At 34.6% G+C, this 17024-nt stretch carries 17 protein-coding genes; 14 read left to right on the top strand and 3 right to left on the bottom strand.

The window, feature by feature from the left end; genetic code table 11:
• Window positions 1-40 precede the first annotated feature (40 nt).
• The 4 genes from alaS to FC86_RS02630 all read left to right on the top strand — a co-directional run bounded on the left by alaS (window position 41) and on the right by FC86_RS02630 (window position 3766).
• Window positions 41-2680 carry an alanine--tRNA ligase gene (gene alaS, locus FC86_RS02645; RefSeq protein ID WP_056974459.1) on the top strand — a complete coding sequence of 880 codons (2640 nt, stop codon included), beginning with the start codon at window positions 41-43 and terminating at the stop codon, window positions 2678-2680.
• Between the two features lie 67 nt (window positions 2681-2747).
• The gene (locus FC86_RS02640) at window positions 2748-3005 is read left to right on the top strand and encodes an IreB family regulatory phosphoprotein (protein WP_056974458.1); all 258 of its coding nucleotides are present in this window, start codon (window positions 2748-2750) and stop codon (window positions 3003-3005) included.
• The gene (ruvX, locus tag FC86_RS02635) at window positions 3005-3424 is read left to right on the top strand and encodes a Holliday junction resolvase RuvX (protein ID WP_056974457.1); all 420 of its coding nucleotides are present in this window, start codon (window positions 3005-3007) and stop codon (window positions 3422-3424) included. Before FC86_RS02640 ends, ruvX begins: the two co-directional genes overlap by 1 nt.
• Window positions 3425-3442: 18 nt before the next feature.
• Entirely contained in the window at window positions 3443-3766 is a 324-nt protein-coding gene (locus FC86_RS02630) for a DUF1292 domain-containing protein (RefSeq protein WP_056974456.1), read from the top strand.
• A 62-nt stretch (window positions 3767-3828) separates the two neighbouring features.
• Here FC86_RS02630 and FC86_RS02625 read toward each other — a convergent pair whose 3' ends face one another.
• The 3 genes from FC86_RS02625 to FC86_RS02615 are packed head-to-tail and all read right to left on the bottom strand — an operon-like array spanning window position 3829 to window position 6392.
• Entirely contained in the window at window positions 3829-4470 is a 642-nt protein-coding gene (locus FC86_RS02625; RefSeq protein ID WP_056974684.1) for a copper homeostasis protein CutC, read from the bottom strand.
• A 30-nt stretch (window positions 4471-4500) separates the two neighbouring features.
• Window positions 4501-5328, bottom strand: coding sequence for an undecaprenyl-diphosphate phosphatase (locus FC86_RS02620; RefSeq protein ID WP_056974455.1), 828 nt, complete (start codon window positions 5326-5328; stop codon window positions 4501-4503).
• A gap of 41 nt (window positions 5329-5369) precedes the next feature.
• Window positions 5370-6392 (bottom strand): lactonase family protein, encoded by a 1023-nt coding sequence (locus tag FC86_RS02615; RefSeq protein WP_056974454.1) that lies wholly within the window; start codon window positions 6390-6392, stop codon window positions 5370-5372.
• 113 nt (window positions 6393-6505) lie between these two features.
• Between FC86_RS02615 and FC86_RS02610 the strand changes: the two genes are divergently transcribed.
• The 10 genes from FC86_RS02610 (at window position 6506) to recA (ending at window position 16969) form a co-directional block, all read left to right on the top strand.
• Entirely contained in the window at window positions 6506-6874 is a 369-nt protein-coding gene (locus FC86_RS02610) for a PTS glucitol/sorbitol transporter subunit IIA (RefSeq protein ID WP_056974453.1), read from the top strand.
• Between the two features lie 20 nt (window positions 6875-6894).
• Entirely contained in the window at window positions 6895-8094 is a 1200-nt protein-coding gene (locus FC86_RS02605) for an AI-2E family transporter (RefSeq protein ID WP_056974452.1), read from the top strand.
• 174 nt (window positions 8095-8268) lie between these two features.
• Complete coding sequence (gene trmL / locus FC86_RS02600) at window positions 8269-8784, top strand: tRNA (uridine(34)/cytosine(34)/5-carboxymethylaminomethyluridine(34)-2'-O)-methyltransferase TrmL (protein ID WP_056974451.1); 516 nt, start codon at window positions 8269-8271, stop codon at window positions 8782-8784.
• Between the two features lie 24 nt (window positions 8785-8808).
• On the top strand, window positions 8809-9201 hold the full coding sequence (locus tag FC86_RS02595) for a DUF1149 family protein (protein ID WP_056974450.1): 393 nt from the start codon (window positions 8809-8811) through the stop codon (window positions 9199-9201).
• 29 nt (window positions 9202-9230) lie between these two features.
• A complete protein-coding gene (locus FC86_RS02590) occupies window positions 9231-11738 on the top strand; it encodes an FtsK/SpoIIIE family DNA translocase (RefSeq protein WP_056974449.1) in 2508 nt (835 codons plus the stop codon).
• A 6-nt stretch (window positions 11739-11744) separates the two neighbouring features.
• Window positions 11745-12953 carry a M16 family metallopeptidase gene (locus FC86_RS02585; RefSeq protein WP_056974448.1) on the top strand — a complete coding sequence of 403 codons (1209 nt, stop codon included), beginning with the start codon at window positions 11745-11747 and terminating at the stop codon, window positions 12951-12953.
• 15 nt (window positions 12954-12968) lie between these two features.
• Complete coding sequence (gene yfmH, locus FC86_RS02580) at window positions 12969-14219, top strand: EF-P 5-aminopentanol modification-associated protein YfmH (RefSeq protein WP_056974447.1); 1251 nt, start codon at window positions 12969-12971, stop codon at window positions 14217-14219.
• Window positions 14220-14285: 66 nt separating this feature from the next.
• Window positions 14286-15164 carry a helix-turn-helix domain-containing protein gene (locus FC86_RS02575; protein ID WP_162257569.1) on the top strand — a complete coding sequence of 293 codons (879 nt, stop codon included), beginning with the start codon at window positions 14286-14288 and terminating at the stop codon, window positions 15162-15164.
• Between the two features lie 2 nt (window positions 15165-15166).
• Window positions 15167-15754, top strand: a complete 588-nt coding sequence (pgsA, locus tag FC86_RS02570) for a CDP-diacylglycerol--glycerol-3-phosphate 3-phosphatidyltransferase (protein WP_056974445.1) — start codon at window positions 15167-15169, stop codon at window positions 15752-15754.
• A 192-nt stretch (window positions 15755-15946) separates the two neighbouring features.
• Window positions 15947-16969 (top strand): recombinase RecA, encoded by a 1023-nt coding sequence (gene recA / locus FC86_RS02565; protein WP_056974683.1) that lies wholly within the window; start codon window positions 15947-15949, stop codon window positions 16967-16969.
• Window positions 16970-17024: the final 55 nt, after the last annotated feature.

Genomic DNA, 17024 nt, shown 5'->3' with positions numbered 1-17024 from the left:
TAAGAGTGTTTTTTTATATTAAATTTAAGGAGAGACAAGCATGAAAAAATTATCTAGTGCTGAGTTTAGACAACTATTTTTAGACTTTTTCAAGAGTAAAGATCATATGGTTGAACCGTCTGCATCCCTAGTACCTGTTGATGATCCAACATTACTTTGGATCAATTCAGGGGTTGCAACTTTGAAAAAATATTTTGACGGAAGTGTCGTTCCTGATAAGCCAAGAATTACCAACGCTCAAAAGAGTATCCGAACAAACGATATTGAAAACGTAGGTAAAACAGCTCGTCATCACACTTTCTTTGAAATGTTAGGAAACTTTTCAGTAGGGGATTACTTCAAAGAAGATGCTTTGAAATGGGCATGGGAATTCTTAACGAGTCCAAAATGGTTAGACATGGATGAAGATAAGTTATATGCCACAGTTTATCCAAAAGACACCGAAGCAAAACGTATTTGGCATGAAGTTGTAGGACTACCTAAAGATCACATTATTGATGTCGACGATAATTTCTGGGATATTGGTGGCGGTCCTTGTGGTCCTGACTCTGAAATTTTCTATGACCGTGGACAAGCTTTTAACGATGTGGCAGAAAATGACCCTGAAAACTATCCTGGTGGGGAAAATGAACGTTATCTGGAAATTTGGAATATTGTATTCTCAGAATTCAACCACTTACCAGATGGTCAATACGTTGAACAACCTCATAAAAATATTGATACGGGGATGGGACTAGAACGTGTGGTTTCTGTTTTACAAGATGCCCCAACAAACTTTGAAACTGACTTATTTATGCCAATTATTCACAAAGTTGAATCATTTACTGACGGCATTAGATATGCAACGAACAACCAACACGATGTGTCATTCAAGATTATTGCTGACCATGCAAGAACGGTTAGCTTTGCTATTGGAGATGGGGCATTACCTTCAAACGAAGGTCGTGGTTATGTTTTACGTCGTTTAATTCGTCGTGCAGCTTTAAATGGTCAAAAATTAGGTATCAAGGGTGCTTTCTTATATCAACTAGTTGAAGTTGTTGGCGATATTATGAAGTCATACTACCCAGAAGTCTTGAAACAAAAAGATTTCATTGAAAAAGTAATTAAATCAGAAGAAGAACGTTTCCAAGAAACACTATCTGATGGATTAAACTTATTAAATCAAGTGATTGACGAAGCCAAAGCTAATAATCAAAAAGAACTATCTGGAGAAGATACTTTCAAATTGTTTGATACTTATGGTTTTCCTTACGAATTAACATTTGAATATGCAGAAGATGCGGGTCTTGGTGTTGATAAAGCCGGTTTTGATGAACAAATGCAACAACAAAAAGACCGTGCTAGAAATGCACGTTCAAAAGTACAATCAATGGGGTCACAAAATGAAGTGTTGCTTGATTTAACAACACCTAGTGAATTCACAGGGTATACAACTGAAAAACAAGACTCAACCTTAGTTGAATTGCTAGTAGATGGTGAATTAGCTGACAAAGTTTCTACAGGACAAGCCCAATTAATCTTTGATGAAACACCTTTCTATGCAGAAATGGGTGGTCAAGTTGCGGATATTGGCTTTATCTACAATGATAAAAATGAAGCTGTAGCCAAAGTAACAGATGTTCAACACGCACCAAATGGTCAAAACTTACATTATGTTGAAGTTTTAAAACCACTTGAAAAAGGGGCATGTTATGAACTTGAGATTGATCATGAATTCCGTCGTAAAGTTAAACGTAACCATACTGCAACTCACATGCTAGACCAAACGTTAAGAGAAGTATTAGGTGAACATACTAAACAAGCTGGTTCTTTAGTTGAACCAACTTACCTAAGATTTGACTTTACAAGCTTTGATGCGGTTTCAACTGACGATATTAAGCAAATTGAACAATTGATTAACGAAAAAATTTGGCAACAAATTGACGTAACAACTGTTGAAACTGATATTGAATCAGGTAAGAAGATGGGTGCGATTGCTTTATTTGGTGAAAAATATGGTGATCAAGTGCGTGTGGTTAATATTGGCGATTGGTCAATTGAATTTTGTGGGGGAACACACGTTAATAACACAAGCGAGCTAGGATTATTCAAGATTATCTCTGAATCTGCTGTTGGTGCTGGTGTGCGTCGTATTGAAGCAGTGACTTCACAAGAAGCGTTTGAATACTTAAACAACCACTCTGCAATCTTAAAAGCAGTTAAATCAGACGTTAAAGCAACCAAAGATGCGGATGTTGAAAAACGTGTACAACAACTACAAAATGACCACAAACAACTTCAAAAAGAACTAGAACAAGCTAAAGCAGAAATTAACCGTCAAGCTTCAGGTGATTTATTCAACCAAACTGAAGAAATTAATGGCTTAAGCGTGGTTGCAGCAGTGGCACCAGTCGATGATATGAAAGACCTACGCCAACTGGCAGATGACTGGAAAGGTCAATCTGTTTCGGATGTGTTAGTTATTGGTGCACAAGGGCAAGATAAAGCAAGCTTAATTGTTGCATTAGGCGATAAAGCATTAGATAAAGGCTTTAAAGCAGGCGACTTAATCAAAGAATCCGCTTCACTATTTGCAGGTGGCGGTGGTGGCCGTCCTAATATGGCACAAGCTGGTGGTAAAAATCCAGATGGTATTCCAGCAGCAATTGATAAAATCAAATCACTTCTAGCAGATTAAAGTTTCGCTAATTGTAATACTTGTAAAAATCAAGTAAAATGGGATTAGAGAGTAAAGGAGGATTATTATGAGTTCACTTGATAAAACGATGCATTTTGATTTTAGTCGTTACCAAAATAAAAATGTCAGTCAAACACTAGAAAGTGTCTATCGATCACTTGAGGAAAAAGGATACAATCCTATCAATCAAATTGTAGGCTATCTAATGTCTGGTGATCCTGCATATATTCCTCGTCACAATGATGCTAGAAACCTAATTTTGAAACATGAGCGTGATGAATTAATTGAGGAATTACTCAAAACTTATTTAGGTAAAGAAAAGTAATGAGAATAATGGGACTAGATGTCGGCTCTAAAACCGTAGGGATTGCGATTAGCGATCCGTTCGGATGGACGGCACAAGGAATTGAAATCATTCCCATCAATGAAAGTGAAAGTATTTTTGGATTCGACCGTGTAGAAGAACTGATGAAAGACTACGAAGTCGAAAAATTCGTTGTCGGGTTACCCAAGAATATGAATAACACAATTGGTGAACGTGCGGAAAAGTCACAAGAGTATGGCAAAAAATTAGAAGAACTATTTAATAAACCTGTTGTTTACGTTGATGAACGTTTAACAACAGTGCAAGCTGAAAGAATGTTGATTGAACAAGCTGATACTTCTCGTCGAAAACGTAAACAAGTTATTGATAAATTAGCAGCTAGTTTGATTTTGCAAAACTATTTAGACATGCAACTATAAAGAAAAGAGGAACAATCAATGGCATTTAAAATTAATGATCAAAGCCAATTACCAGCAGAAGACCGTCAAATCACTTTAGTGGATGACAATGATAAAGAAGAACTGTTTGAAGTATTATTCACATTCTACTCAGATGATTACGACAACTCATACGTGTTGTTATACCCAGCAGGTGTAGGGGCAGATGAGGATGTTGAAATCCAAGCATTTGGCTTTAACGCCGATGAAAATGGGGATGCAACTAAAGGTGACTTATTCCCAATCGAAAGTGATGAAGAATGGGATATGGTTGAAGGTGTGTTAAACACATTCTTAGACGATGACCGTTTAAGTGGTGAATAAAAATCACAAATAAAAAAACTAGCTAAGATAAACTTAGCTAGTTTTTTTATTTGTGATTTAACTTAGTTTTTAGGTAAAGGAACAAGCGTAGAACTTGTTAAAATTGAGCTGTTTGTTTGTTCAGCAATAGTTTTGGCATCATTTGGATCAATTCCTTCAAAAGGTGTAATGACGATGCTTTGGGTAAATGATTTATCTTGGTTAAGTTGGTCAATATTCTTTTTGATATTGGAATCTAGTGGACCACCATGACTTAAGATACGTGTGACATCATTTTCCGCTAGCCAATCTAACGCTTCTTGTTTATACTCAGGTTTAATTTCATCAAAAGCATGATTAAAAATAACTTCCATACCTTGAGCAGCACCAATTAACATTTCCATCGCTTCAATATCAAGTCTTTTAGCAGATGTTAAAGCTCCAAAACTAACGGCATCAATACCAAGCTCTTGTGCTGTGAATAAATCACGTTCCATAATTTTTAGTTCAAGATCATTGTAGTTGAAATTACCAGAGCGTGGTTTAATCATAGCAGTTAGCGAAAGTCCCTGATCTTGCATATACTTAGCACCTTCGGTTAATACACCATGGCTAACAGTTGTTGTTCCACCAGCGATATTATCGGCTAGTAGAATTCGAGTGGCTCCGTTAGCAATGGCTGTTGGGATGTTTGTAAAGTTTTCGACAAGTACTTCTTTAATTATCAAATGAAAGCCTCCTTTTTAATTATTTAACTATTTTAACAGACCAAAGAATAAAACAACAACAATCGCTAAAATAATTCGATACCAGCCAAATGCAGTAAAGTCGTGTGATTTTACATAGTTCAATAAGAACTTGATAGCAAGATAAGCTACAATAAAAGAAACAACCATACCAATCAGTAGAATAGGCAATTGTAAGCCTACGAATTGTCCGCCGTGACTAAAGAATTTGTAAAGTTTAAGTAAAGAAGCACCAAACATAGTTGGAATACCTAAAAAGAATGAAAATTCGGCCGAAACAAAACGTGAAGCACCAAAAAACATCGCTCCCAAAATAGTTGACCCAGAACGGGAAGTACCAGGGATTAGACTAAGGACTTGACAGAAACCGATTGCTAATGCAAAGCGATAAGTCATCTTATTAAGATCGTTCAAAATAGGCTTGCGATTTTTATTAAAGCGTTCCAATATAATGTACAAGACACCATAAACAAACAATGTTGAGGCAATAACACTCCATGAAGTTAAGTGTTCATCCATCCAATCATTTAAAGGTAAACCAATAATGATAGACGGAATTGTTGCAACTAGAACTTTTGCCCAAAGAGACCAGGTTTGTTTAATTTCAAGTGTCGTTTTTTTAGTGGTAAAGGGATTTAATTTATGAAAATAAAGAACAATAACAGACAAAATGGCCCCTAATTGAATCACCACCATAAACATGTTAATAAATTCAGGTGATTGGTCAAGGTGCAGCAAATCATTAGCTAAGTATAAATGCCCGGTTGAACTGATAGGCAAGAACTCAGTAATTCCTTCTATAATACCTAAGATAATAGATTTAATAATATCAAACACGGAAAAAATCCTTTCGGTTACTTAAATTTTTGTGGGACTTATTAAGCCATAAACAATACACGTGTTGCTTCAGGAACAGCAACGTCTTTTTCAATTAATGTTAGGAGACCTGTTTGAGTATCTCGGTTAAATAGCGTGGCGTTATCCGAATTTTGGTTAGCCACAATCACATGAGTTTGTGCAGTGTTCCAATTAAAGTCGCGAGGGAAATCACCTTCTGTACTAATATTTTGAACTTCAGTCAATGTTTGCCCCTCATTAGAGATTTCAAATACACAAATAGAATTATGACCACGATTTGAGGTATATAAAAAGCGGTTATCTTTTGAAATTAAAATAGCAGCAGCGCCATTATGGTCAGTATGATTACTTGGAACCGTTTCAACTGTTTCAAGATGTCTCAGTTCACCTGCTGAGTAACGCAGAACTTCAACCTGGCTTGAAAGCTCACCTAAAACATACATTAGATTATAGTCAGTATTGAAGACAAGATGTCGAGGACCAAATCCTTTAGCTGTTTGATGATGGCTATGCAACATTAACTGATGATTTTTAAAATCAATATCATAAATAAAGACACCATCACAACCCAAATCAGCAACAGCTAAGCGATTATCTGGCGTTAAATCAGCGTAATGAGGATGTGCTTGAGTTTGTTCAGGTCTGATACTGCTACCTTCGTGTTCAACTGAATCTTTTAGCGATAATGTGCCGTCTGTTTCAATTTTATATAAATCGATTGTGCCACGATGGTAATTAGCAGTAAATAACAGGCCGAATTTATTACTAATGCCGACATAAGCAGGTGGGGGACCTGGCGTTAAGTGTGATGATAATAATTGAGGTTTTGGTTCATCACTTAGGTCATAGACTTCGATGCCACCAATATCTGCTTTTTTAGCAATGGTGTAAAGTTTATTTTGTTGGCTAATTTGAAAATATGTTGGTCCCTCAGTATTGATAAAAGGACTAACATCTTCAAGTTGGTTGTGGATTAAACTAGCTTGGTAGATACCTTGGCTGTTTTTTTTGGTGTAACCACCTAATAGAACACGATGCTTCAAAATTAATTCCTCCTTAATTTATCTATTTCGAAGTATAGCATAAATTATTTGTGACTATATGCTAAAATTAAACTGTGTTATCATAAAATTAAAATAAAAAGGGAGTTAATTTGATGGAATTTACAGCAAAAATAAAAGCAGTTGGATCAAAAGCTTTCGACAAACATATCTATATTTTATTTGATGAAAATATCACTTCAGATATTGCCGAAGTAAGTATCCAACAAGAGTTTGTAACTAAACAAAATAAAGATAAATTGATCATTAAAGCAGGGGATGCCATTGAAATTAGTGGACAAGAGTTTAATGTGCGTCATGTTGGTCGATTAGTAAATGACAATCTTAATGATATTGCTCATGTTGTATTAATGTTTGGTGATGTTGAAGACGAGCCAATGGAAAATACAATTTATTTAGATGGTGATAGAAATCAAGATCAGCTATTTAAATCTGGCAATACCATTGTTTACAAGCTTAAATAATAAGGGTAGGTTGTGGCTTCATGGATAAGAAACAGTCTAAGAAAGTTTTGAGAACCTGGTTTGAGCAATGGTTTTTAAATAACAAAGTGACAGTTATTTTGTTAAATGTAATGCTTTGTTTACTAATTATATTTGGCTTAAATCAAGTATCGTATATTTTTACACCGATATTAACTTTTATCAATGCAATTTTGATGCCCGTTCTTTTTGCGGTTGTGCAATATTATTTGATGAATCCAGTGGTTAACTTTATGGAGCGTAAGTTTAAAGTTCCCCGAATATTCACAATTATTGCCTTATTAATACTAGTGCTTGTTTTGGTTATTTGGATAATTTTTACACTTATACCTATTGTGCAGTCTCAAATTGAATCATTGCTACGAAATTGGCCTCAAATTTGGGAAACGTCAAGAGATACGCTAAATAACTTAAGTCAAAATCCAAAGTTGTCGTCTGTCCAGCAGACATTTGAACAATATGCTGATCAAATTCAAAAAAGTATTTCATCGAGTTTAAATGAAAGTGTCAATAACTTTTTTAATCAAATTGGATCAGCAGTAAACTTTGTTTCAACAATATTTATTACATTAGTAACAGCGCCGGTCGTTTTGTTTTTCATGCTAAAAGATGGTGAAAAAATCAAGCAAAATATTTCGAAAGTTGTACCAACGAAATATCGACGTTCAACTAGTGAGCTATTAAGTGAAATTAACCAATCAGTAGCAGCTTATGTTAGAGGTCAGTTAACAGTTGCTTTTTGGGTGGGTGTAATGTTTTCAATTGGTTACGTTGCAATTGGTCAGAGTTATGGCATCATTTTAGGAGTATTGGCAGCTGTTTTAAATTTGATTCCTTATTTTGGAACTTTTATCGCCTTGATTCCTTCACTTATTATTGCAGTATGTACGCCACCATTTCCGGATATGCTAATCAAAGTACTGATTGTATTTGCAATTGAGCAAATTGTTGAAAGTCGTGTGATTAGCCCAATGGTTATGGGAAACAAGATGAATATGCATCCAGCCACAACAATTTTACTGTTAATTGGTGCAAGTGCGGTTGGCGGTTTATTTGGTGCAATTGTTGCTATTCCCGTTTATGCTGTGACTAAAACGATTGTCTTGCGTGCATTCAAAATTTATAGTGATAAAAGCGGCCTTTACGAGCAAGAAGAAAAAGTTCCTAATAAATCGCAAGAAAAAGAGTCTGAGAACGCCTGACTAATGTTGCGAAACGGCATGATAAGTAGTATAGTAGAAATACGGCTTTGACGTAGGCTTTTATTAGGTCAACTTGATAAAAACTTGCGAAAAAATCCCACTAACGTAACGCCTTGCTGTGTCAATCACCGAGGCGGTACGTTTTTTTTTTGGTAAACAAGGAGAAAATTAAAAATGACACAAAACCATATTGTTTTATATGAACCTTTAATTCCTGCAAATACAGGTAACATTGCAAGAACTGCAGCAGGAACAAAAACAAGCTTACATTTAATCGAACCTTTGGGGTTTAAGACAGATGATAAGCATTTAAAAAGAGCTGGATTAGATTATTGGAATGATGTTGATATTCATTACCACAAAAATTTAGAAGCATTTATGCAGACTTTGAACGAAAATGATGAACTGTTTTTGATTACTAAGTTTTCATCAAAGACCTATGCTGATGTTTCATATCAAGATCCAGACAAGAATTATTATTTTATGTTTGGAAAAGAAACAACAGGTCTGCCTGAAGACTTCATGAAAGAACATGAAGACAAAGCTTTGAGAATCCCAATGACAGATAAAATTAGAGCATTAAATTTATCGAATACAGCGGCAATTATTATATATGAAGCTTTACGCCAGCAAAACTTTTTGGATTTAAAACGTGAACTACATTACGAACATGATAAATTAAAAGATTAATAATTAAAGTTGGAGGTATAAAATATGCAATTCAAAAAAAATAAAGTTGTTGTCAATTCTTTTCACTATGATTTGGTTAAGCCTGAGTCAAAAGTAAAGAACGATTTGAATGTGACAATGAATCGTATGAATATTACACATAGTAATGGCGAACTTGATAAAGGTGAGGAAGGTCATTATTTTGAAATGAAAGTTCCTTTCGAAATTGTTCCCCAAGATAGTGGAATTAAAGCCACAGGCCAAGTCAGTCAATTAATTCAAACAATCGACTACTATGGTGAAGCTAATGAGTTAGATGGCGGTTCCCTTGAAGAAATGACACGTCCGTTAATCGAAAAAATTGAAGAATTAGTGTACGCTATTACAGAAGTGACTTTAGATGAACCCGTGAGGTTAACTTTTAGACCTAACAGATAATAAATTAGATTTAAACGGTGAGAAGAAAAATGGTTAAGAAGAAAAAAACACTAGCAACAAGAAAGAAGAAACCTCAGACAAAGAAACCTAAGAAAAAGGATTTTAATTTTGTTATTGTAGGAATTATTATTATCATTATTTCAATTTTTTCCTTCTTTAAGTTTGGTTGGTTGGGCAGCCAATTAGCAAATTGCTACCAATTTTTTGTAGGAGAGACTGTATGGTTTGCTGCAATCGCAACTTTTGTTATAGGATTTGGCATGATTATTTATGAAAGACTGCCAAAAATATCAGCAAAACGTTACATTGGCTTAAGCCTAGCCTATTTATTTGTGCTCTGTATTATTTCAACCATTTATTTTAATCAAATTGGCTTAGCTACCGACTATTTAGGTTCATTTCTTCATTCTGCAACTGAAGGATTTAAAAATCCCGGTAGCAGTAATTTCAGTGGTGGAATTTTAGGAGTTGGCTTGTATACAATATTTAATCCTTTAATCGGGACTGTGGGGATTTATTTAGTTTCATCTATATTAATCATAGTTGGCTTATTGTTATTTTTTGATGTTTCTTTTGCCAGTTTTATTAATATCTTTCAAGATAATAGTAAAAAAATGATTAATCAGACTCAAGATGTTGTTGAAAATTCAAAGCAGAAATATAGTGAGCTTGTTGAAAAGAAAAGAAAAAAAGTTGAACATAAGGTTGATTTTCCTAATACGACCGATTTTGATAATCAAACAGATGAAATTAAAAAAGCTGAAAATTTAAAGAAAACTAGCAGTAAAGCCAGTACTTATGAAACAGAAAATGAACATACGGTTCAAACAAATTTAAAAGAGACGAAACAGGATAACCAAGTTGAGCGAGAAGATAATAAATATGCGGATTTTAGTCGTAGGGAAAAATTTAAATCTCAAGCTAAAGTAGAACCTAACTCTGAATCTGTAGACCAACCGAAAAATAGTAACCCCGAAATTCATCAATCAGAAGAAGTTGAATTGCCAAAAACTCAAACAATGGAAGAAAGCCTCAACAACACAACACATTTAGTTGATGAGACAACTGCCAAAACACCAACGAATCCAACAACTTATCATAAGCCACCTTTAGAATTATTGACACCATCACCGGTGGTTGATCAATCTGAGGAAAGGGAATTTATTGAAGAAAACAAAGAAAAGTTGAGACAAACTTTTGAAAGCTTTGGAGTCAAAGTTGAAGTAAAAAAAGCTGATTTGGGTCCTTCGGTGACAAAATATGAAGTACAGCCTGATATTGGTGTTAAAGTTAGCAAAATTGTTAATCTAGCTGATGACTTAGCTTTAGCTCTAGCTGCAAGAGATATCAGAATTGAAGCTCCTATTCCTGGGAAACCCTATGTTGGTATTGAAGTTCCTAATAAAAAAACATTACCTGTTTATTTTAGAGAAAGTATTGAAAAACAAGACTTGGATGACAGGGAAAAACCACTATCCGTTCCCTTAGGAAAAGATGTTACAGGTGAGATAATTTCTGCTGATTTAACTAAGATGCCGCATTTATTGATTGCTGGATCAACAGGTAGTGGAAAATCAGTTTCAATTAATGCAATTATTACTAGCTTACTAATGAAAACAACGCCGGATGAATTAAAATTAATCTTGATTGATCCTAAAATGGTTGAACTCTCTGTCTATAACGGGATTGCCCATTTGATGATTCCAGTAGTAACTGATTCTAAAAAAGCAGCTAATGCTTTGAAAAAAGCAGTTAAGGAAATGGAGCGTCGTTACGAATTATTTGCGGCTTCTGGTGTGCGAAATATGACTGAATATAATCATAAAGTTACCCAGAATAATGATGACACTGAAAATCCCGTAATGGAAAAATTACCATATATTGTTGTCATTATTGACGAACTATCTGATTTGATGATGGTTGCAGGTAATGAGGTTGAATCAGCAATCGTTAGGTTAGCACAGATGGCGCGTGCTGCCGGAATCCATATGATTATTGCAACACAAAGACCATCTGTAGATGTTATTACAGGGCTTATTAAAGCCAATGTGCCGTCAAGAATTGCATTTGCTGTTTCAAGTGGTATTGATTCACGTACCATTTTAGATAGTCAGGGTGCCGAAAAATTACTTGGTCACGGTGATATGTTGTTTGTACCAATTGGATCGAATAAACCAACACGAATTCAAGCTTCATTCATCTCAGTTGAAGAGGTTGAGCGCGTTGTGGACTTTGTTTCAAAACAAAAAGAAGTAGAATACGATGAAAAAATGCTACCTAATACTTCTGGTACTAGTGATCAAAGTGATGATGAACCACCTGAAGATGAGTACTATGATGAAGCGGTAGCACTAGTCCAAAAACAACGTTCAGCAAGTGTTTCAATGTTACAAAGACGATTTAGAATTGGTTACAATCGTGCCGCTAGGTTAATCGATGAGATGGAAGATCGAGGCGTGGTAGGTCCTTATGAAGGGAGCAAACCACGAAAAGTTTATGAAATTGATATAAATCAAAATGAAACAGAAGGTGAGTAGTATAAAATGACAACTGCGACAATACTAAAAAACGATAACTTTAAAACAGTCAGTATTGGCTGTTTTTTTAAGTTACCTTTAACTAAAGAAAATTTATCGTATTTAACACTTTTAAGTAACTATCAACAATTAGGTACGCAAGAATATGATAATCAACAAAAACTAGAAGCACATGCAGACTATTTGTATGCGGCAAAGTTTGAAACTAGACCGCAAATTTATGGTGATACAATCATAGTTCGAGCTGAAGGCAACTTCATAGAACCCGATTTAGTAACAGATGAAAGCTACAATTACACAGCTATTATCAAGTTTTTTGAAGAGATGGTTTTTAGACCAAACTTTAAAAATCAGGCTGATTACCAATTAGATTTAGCCAAAAAGCAAGTAAAACACGACTATGATTCTTTTTCAGAAGTAGCTTCAAATAAAGCATACCAATTGTTTTTTAAAGAATATTATAAAGACTACCCAGACTTTCAAAACCCTATTTTTGGTGATCTAGCTTTGATTGAGCAACTAACGGTTTCTGATTTGAGTAGTTACTATAATCAATTAACAAAGGCACCGGCAACAGTTATTGCTCACGTTAAGTATCCACAAAAAATGGCGTCTATTTTAGAAAATACAGTCTTTGAAGAACTTGATAACTCAAATTTTGGACAAAGCAATCTGAAAACTAAACTAGGCAAAGTTGGTTGTGAAATCGAATTTGACTATGACTATAATCAAGCTCAGTTGGTTTATGGATATCAAACGAAAACGGATTATCAAACGCCAATTTTAGGGTTGGTCTTTTCTCAAATCCTTGGAGGCGATGAGTACTCACTATTATTCCAAGAGGTTAGACAAAAAGCAGGACTAGTTTATTCTGTTTTTAGCGACTACTATTTTTATAATAATTTAGTAATGATTCAGACAAGTTTACTATCAGATTCTATTACAACAGCCTCTGAAATTATTGAAGCACAACTTGATAAAATGCGACATAATAACTGGTCTGAAGATTTACTGCAAACAGCCAAACAACAACTGATTAGTCACCGACTTATTTTAGAAGAAATGCCCCAATTTAAAGTACAGTCAGAGTTGATTGCACAGTTAAGAAAAATTGAGAAGGCGGATTTTGAAAAGCAAGTTAACGCGATTACTAAACAACAAGTTGTCGAATTTGCACAACAACTCAGTCAACCAATGAAAGTATTAGTTCGATAAGCGAGAGGAGATATTATGATAACTAATCAATACCATGAAAAAGTTTATCAACATACTTTTTCAAACGGATTTGAGCTTTTTTATATTGAAAAAAGAGGATTTATTCAAAAATTTGCAGGAATTATGATTAATTATGGTGGTGCTGATCAACCAGGAGACTTTGTATTGCCAGCTGGGACAGCACATTTTTTAGAGCATCAACTTTTTGCAAAGCCTTATGGTGATATCACTGATAAATTTGAACAGTACGAAGGGTCATCGAATGCCTTTACTTCTTATAATGAAACAATGTATTTTGCAAGTTTCACGCACCAAGCATATGAAAATATCAAGACATTAGTTGAATTAGTCGCAAAACCATATTTTACAGAAAAAAATGTAACCACAGAACGTGAAATTATCTTACAAGAATTAAAAATGTACCAGGATATGCCGGATTGGCAATTGAATAATCGGTTGATGCATTTGATGTATGGAAACGAGTCTTTGAGTCAAGAAGTTGTGGGGACGGAGGATGCATTAGATAATATAACTGCTGAAACTTTAACAACAGCTTATAATCATTATTATTATTCAAAAAATATGAAATTAATTGTTGTTGGCGATTTAGACTTTAATCAATTAGTAAGTGAAATTGAAGAAGATGTTATGCAAATTAATGACAAATCTAATATGGTTTCTGAAGAAAAGAGTAGTAAGATTGAACTGAAATCTCAAATGAGTAAAATCAGTGGAAAAGTTGAGTCCCCTAAGTTTTCGATAGGGATTAAGTTTGATGAGCAGGACTTTTCTGTTAAACGACCACAGCTTTATATTGCAATGCAAATTATAATGGAAAATTTATTTGGATTGAGCGGCCAATTTTATCAAAATTTACAATCTAAAGGTCTTATTAACGGTGAAATTGATTTTGATATTAACTTTAACCGCCAAGGTGATTTTGCAGTTATTAGTGGCTCATCAGAAAACCCAGAAGAAACTGTTCATAAAATTGTTAAACAATTTTATCAGGCCTCAATTAGTAATGTTGAATTTGAAAAGCAAAAACGTAAATTGTTTGGTCAAGAAATTCGACAACTTGATGACTTTGAAAGCTATGGAATTGAGTTTATTGAAAGTGTTTTTGATCATGAAGATTACTATCAGTACTATACAGATATTCAAGATTTCTCATTTGATGATTGTGTGAGCTTGATTTCAGAAATCAAAAATAAATCGGTTCATCAGTCTGTAATTTTGTTTAGTCAAAATAATGTTGACAAATAGACTGAACCCCGGTTTTAATATATGATATAATTAGCTACAAAGTTTTAGAAAGATGGAATAATGGATATGAATGAAATAGGTCAAAGATTGCATGATTTACGTGTCGAAAAGGGGTTATCCATAGATGATATACAGGCACGTACTAAGATACAAAAACGCTACTTAATTAACATCGAGCAAGGAGAGTTTGATCAATTACCTGGTGAGTTTTACGTTAGAGCTTTTATCAAACAGTACATACAAGCTCTGGGATATGATTCAAAAGAGTTTTTTGCAACTGTTGAAAAAGATTTACCTGAGACCAAACCAGATACATATGTAGAAAACTCTATTGATAACAAAAGCGATGAAGTTAAACGAACTACAAATAACAAAAAAGGCATGTGGAAAAATTACTTACCACATATTTTAACTACCCTAGCGATTATTATAGTACTAGCTTTAGTCGTGTTTATCTTTAGTCGTGTTTTTGCAAAGCCAGCTTCATCCAACAATGGTGACAATCAAGTTATCATGACGAGCCGCTCACAGTCAGAGTCATCGAGTGAAAGCCAAATCAGCAGTTCTAGTGAAAGTCAGCTAATCTCTTCGGAATCATCTGTAAGTTCAAGTTCAATAAGTTCAGGTTCTTATGGAATTAAACTAAGTGGTGCTAATCAATACACGGCATCTAAATTAACTGAAGCAGCTCATAGTCTAGTTCTGAAGAGTAAAGGTCAAGCTGTTTGGCTAGGCGTAACAGTCAATGGTTCGATGACTTGGCAAGGGACACTATCTGCTAATCAATCTCAAGTTGTATCCTTACCACAAAATGCAACAACAATGGTTATTAATAGTGGAAACATTGGCACAACACAGCTAATTTTAAACAATCAAGAAGTACCTTTGGAAAATGCTGATCAGTTAGGCATGACTCGTCAACTGACAGTTAACTTTGAGGGTTAGTTATGAATTTACCTAATCAATTAACTGTTTTTAGAATAATTTTAATTCCTGTGTTTATTTTGGTACTAGTTGGTGGTTTTTGGACGAATACTATTACAATACTAGGAACATCACTGCCCGTGTTTCAGTTAGTTGCTGCCATAATTTTTATAGGAGCATCATTTACAGACTTTTTAGATGGTTATATTGCAAGAAAACACAATTTGGTAACAAATTTCGGGAAATTTGCAGATCCTCTAGCAGATAAAATGTTAGTAATTACTGCGTTTGTCTTATTAATTGCAATTAATAAAGCACCCGCATGGGTGATTGCAATCATTGTTTGTCGTGAATTAGCGGTAACAGGGTTGCGATTATTAATAGTTGAAGAAAACGGTGATATACTTTCAGCTGCAATATTAGGGAAAATTAAAACCTTTTCACAAATGACAGCTATCATATTTTTATTATTAAATAACATGCCATTTACTATCGTTCATTTGCCAATAGGTGAAGTTTTATTATGGATTTGTTTGGTGTTCACTGTATGGTCAGGTATCGATTATTTCTACCAAAATAGGAAAATATTTGCAGATTCATTTCAAAAATAACGTTCTTTTAAGGACGTTATTTTTATTATTTATCGTAATTAAATAAAGTAAACACATTGTAGAACATTTGTTCTGTTTTGCTTGCAATTTCTGAAAAGAAGAATTAAACTATATATCTATGATAGTCATCTCGTTAATTGAGATGAAGGAGGGACAAATTTGGTAAAAGACGAAAGAAAAGCGGCTTTAGATATGGCGCTTAAAAAAATAGAAAAAAATTATGGAAAAGGCGCTATTATGAGAATGGGTGAAAAAGCCGATACTCGTATTTCTACTGTGTCATCAGGTTCAATTGCTTTAGATACAGCATTAGGCGTAGGTGGGTTTCCAAGAGGACGTATTGTCGAAATTTATGGACCTGAAAGTTCGGGTAAAACAACAGTTGCATTACACGCTGTTGCAGAGGTTCAACGTAACGGTGGAACAGCTGCTTATATTGATGCTGAAAATGCAATGGATCCGGCATATGCCACTAATTTGGGAGTTAATATCGACGAACTGTTGCTATCACAGCCTGATACTGGTGAACAGGGGCTTGAAATTGCTGATGCACTTGTTTCGAGTGGGGCCGTTGATATTGTTGTTGTTGACTCTGTGGCAGCTCTAGTACCAAGAGCTGAAATCGATGGTGAAATGGGTGATTCTCACGTTGGTTTGCAAGCTCGTTTGATGTCTCAAGCTTTGAGAAAGCTTTCAGGTCAAATTAATAAAACTAAAACGATTGCTTTGTTTATTAACCAAATTCGTGAAAAAGTTGGTGTGATGTTCGGTAATCCCGAAGTAACACCAGGTGGTCGTGCCTTGAAATTTTATTCAACTGTTCGACTAGAAGTTAGACGTGCAGAACAAATTAAAAATGGTACTGAAGTTCGAGGGAACCGTACTAAAATAAAAGTTGTTAAAAATAAAGTTGCGCCACCGTTTAGAATAGCAGAAGTTGATATTATGTACGGTCAAGGTATCTCTCAAAGCGGTGAGTTAGTTGATATGGCTGCTGAAAAAGATATCATTAAAAAAGCTGGTGCGTGGTATTCTTACGGATCAGAAAGAATTGGACAAGGTCGAGAAAATGCCAAACAATATCTCGAAGATAACCCTGATATGTATACTGAAATCAAACACAAAGTAAGACAGTCTTATGGACTTGAAGAAGCTCAAAAATCAGAAGAACCCCCAGCTGATGATAAAAGTGAAGTCAAATCAGAAGATAAGTAATAAATAAAAGCGATGGGCTTAAGTGCTCATCGCTTTTATTTATTGACATTACTTG

It is taken from the genome of Holzapfeliella floricola DSM 23037 = JCM 16512 (assembly GCF_001436605.1).
Lineage (GTDB): Bacteria > Bacillota > Bacilli > Lactobacillales > Lactobacillaceae > Holzapfeliella > Holzapfeliella floricola.
This window is presented reverse-complemented; position numbering and strand designations above follow the sequence as displayed.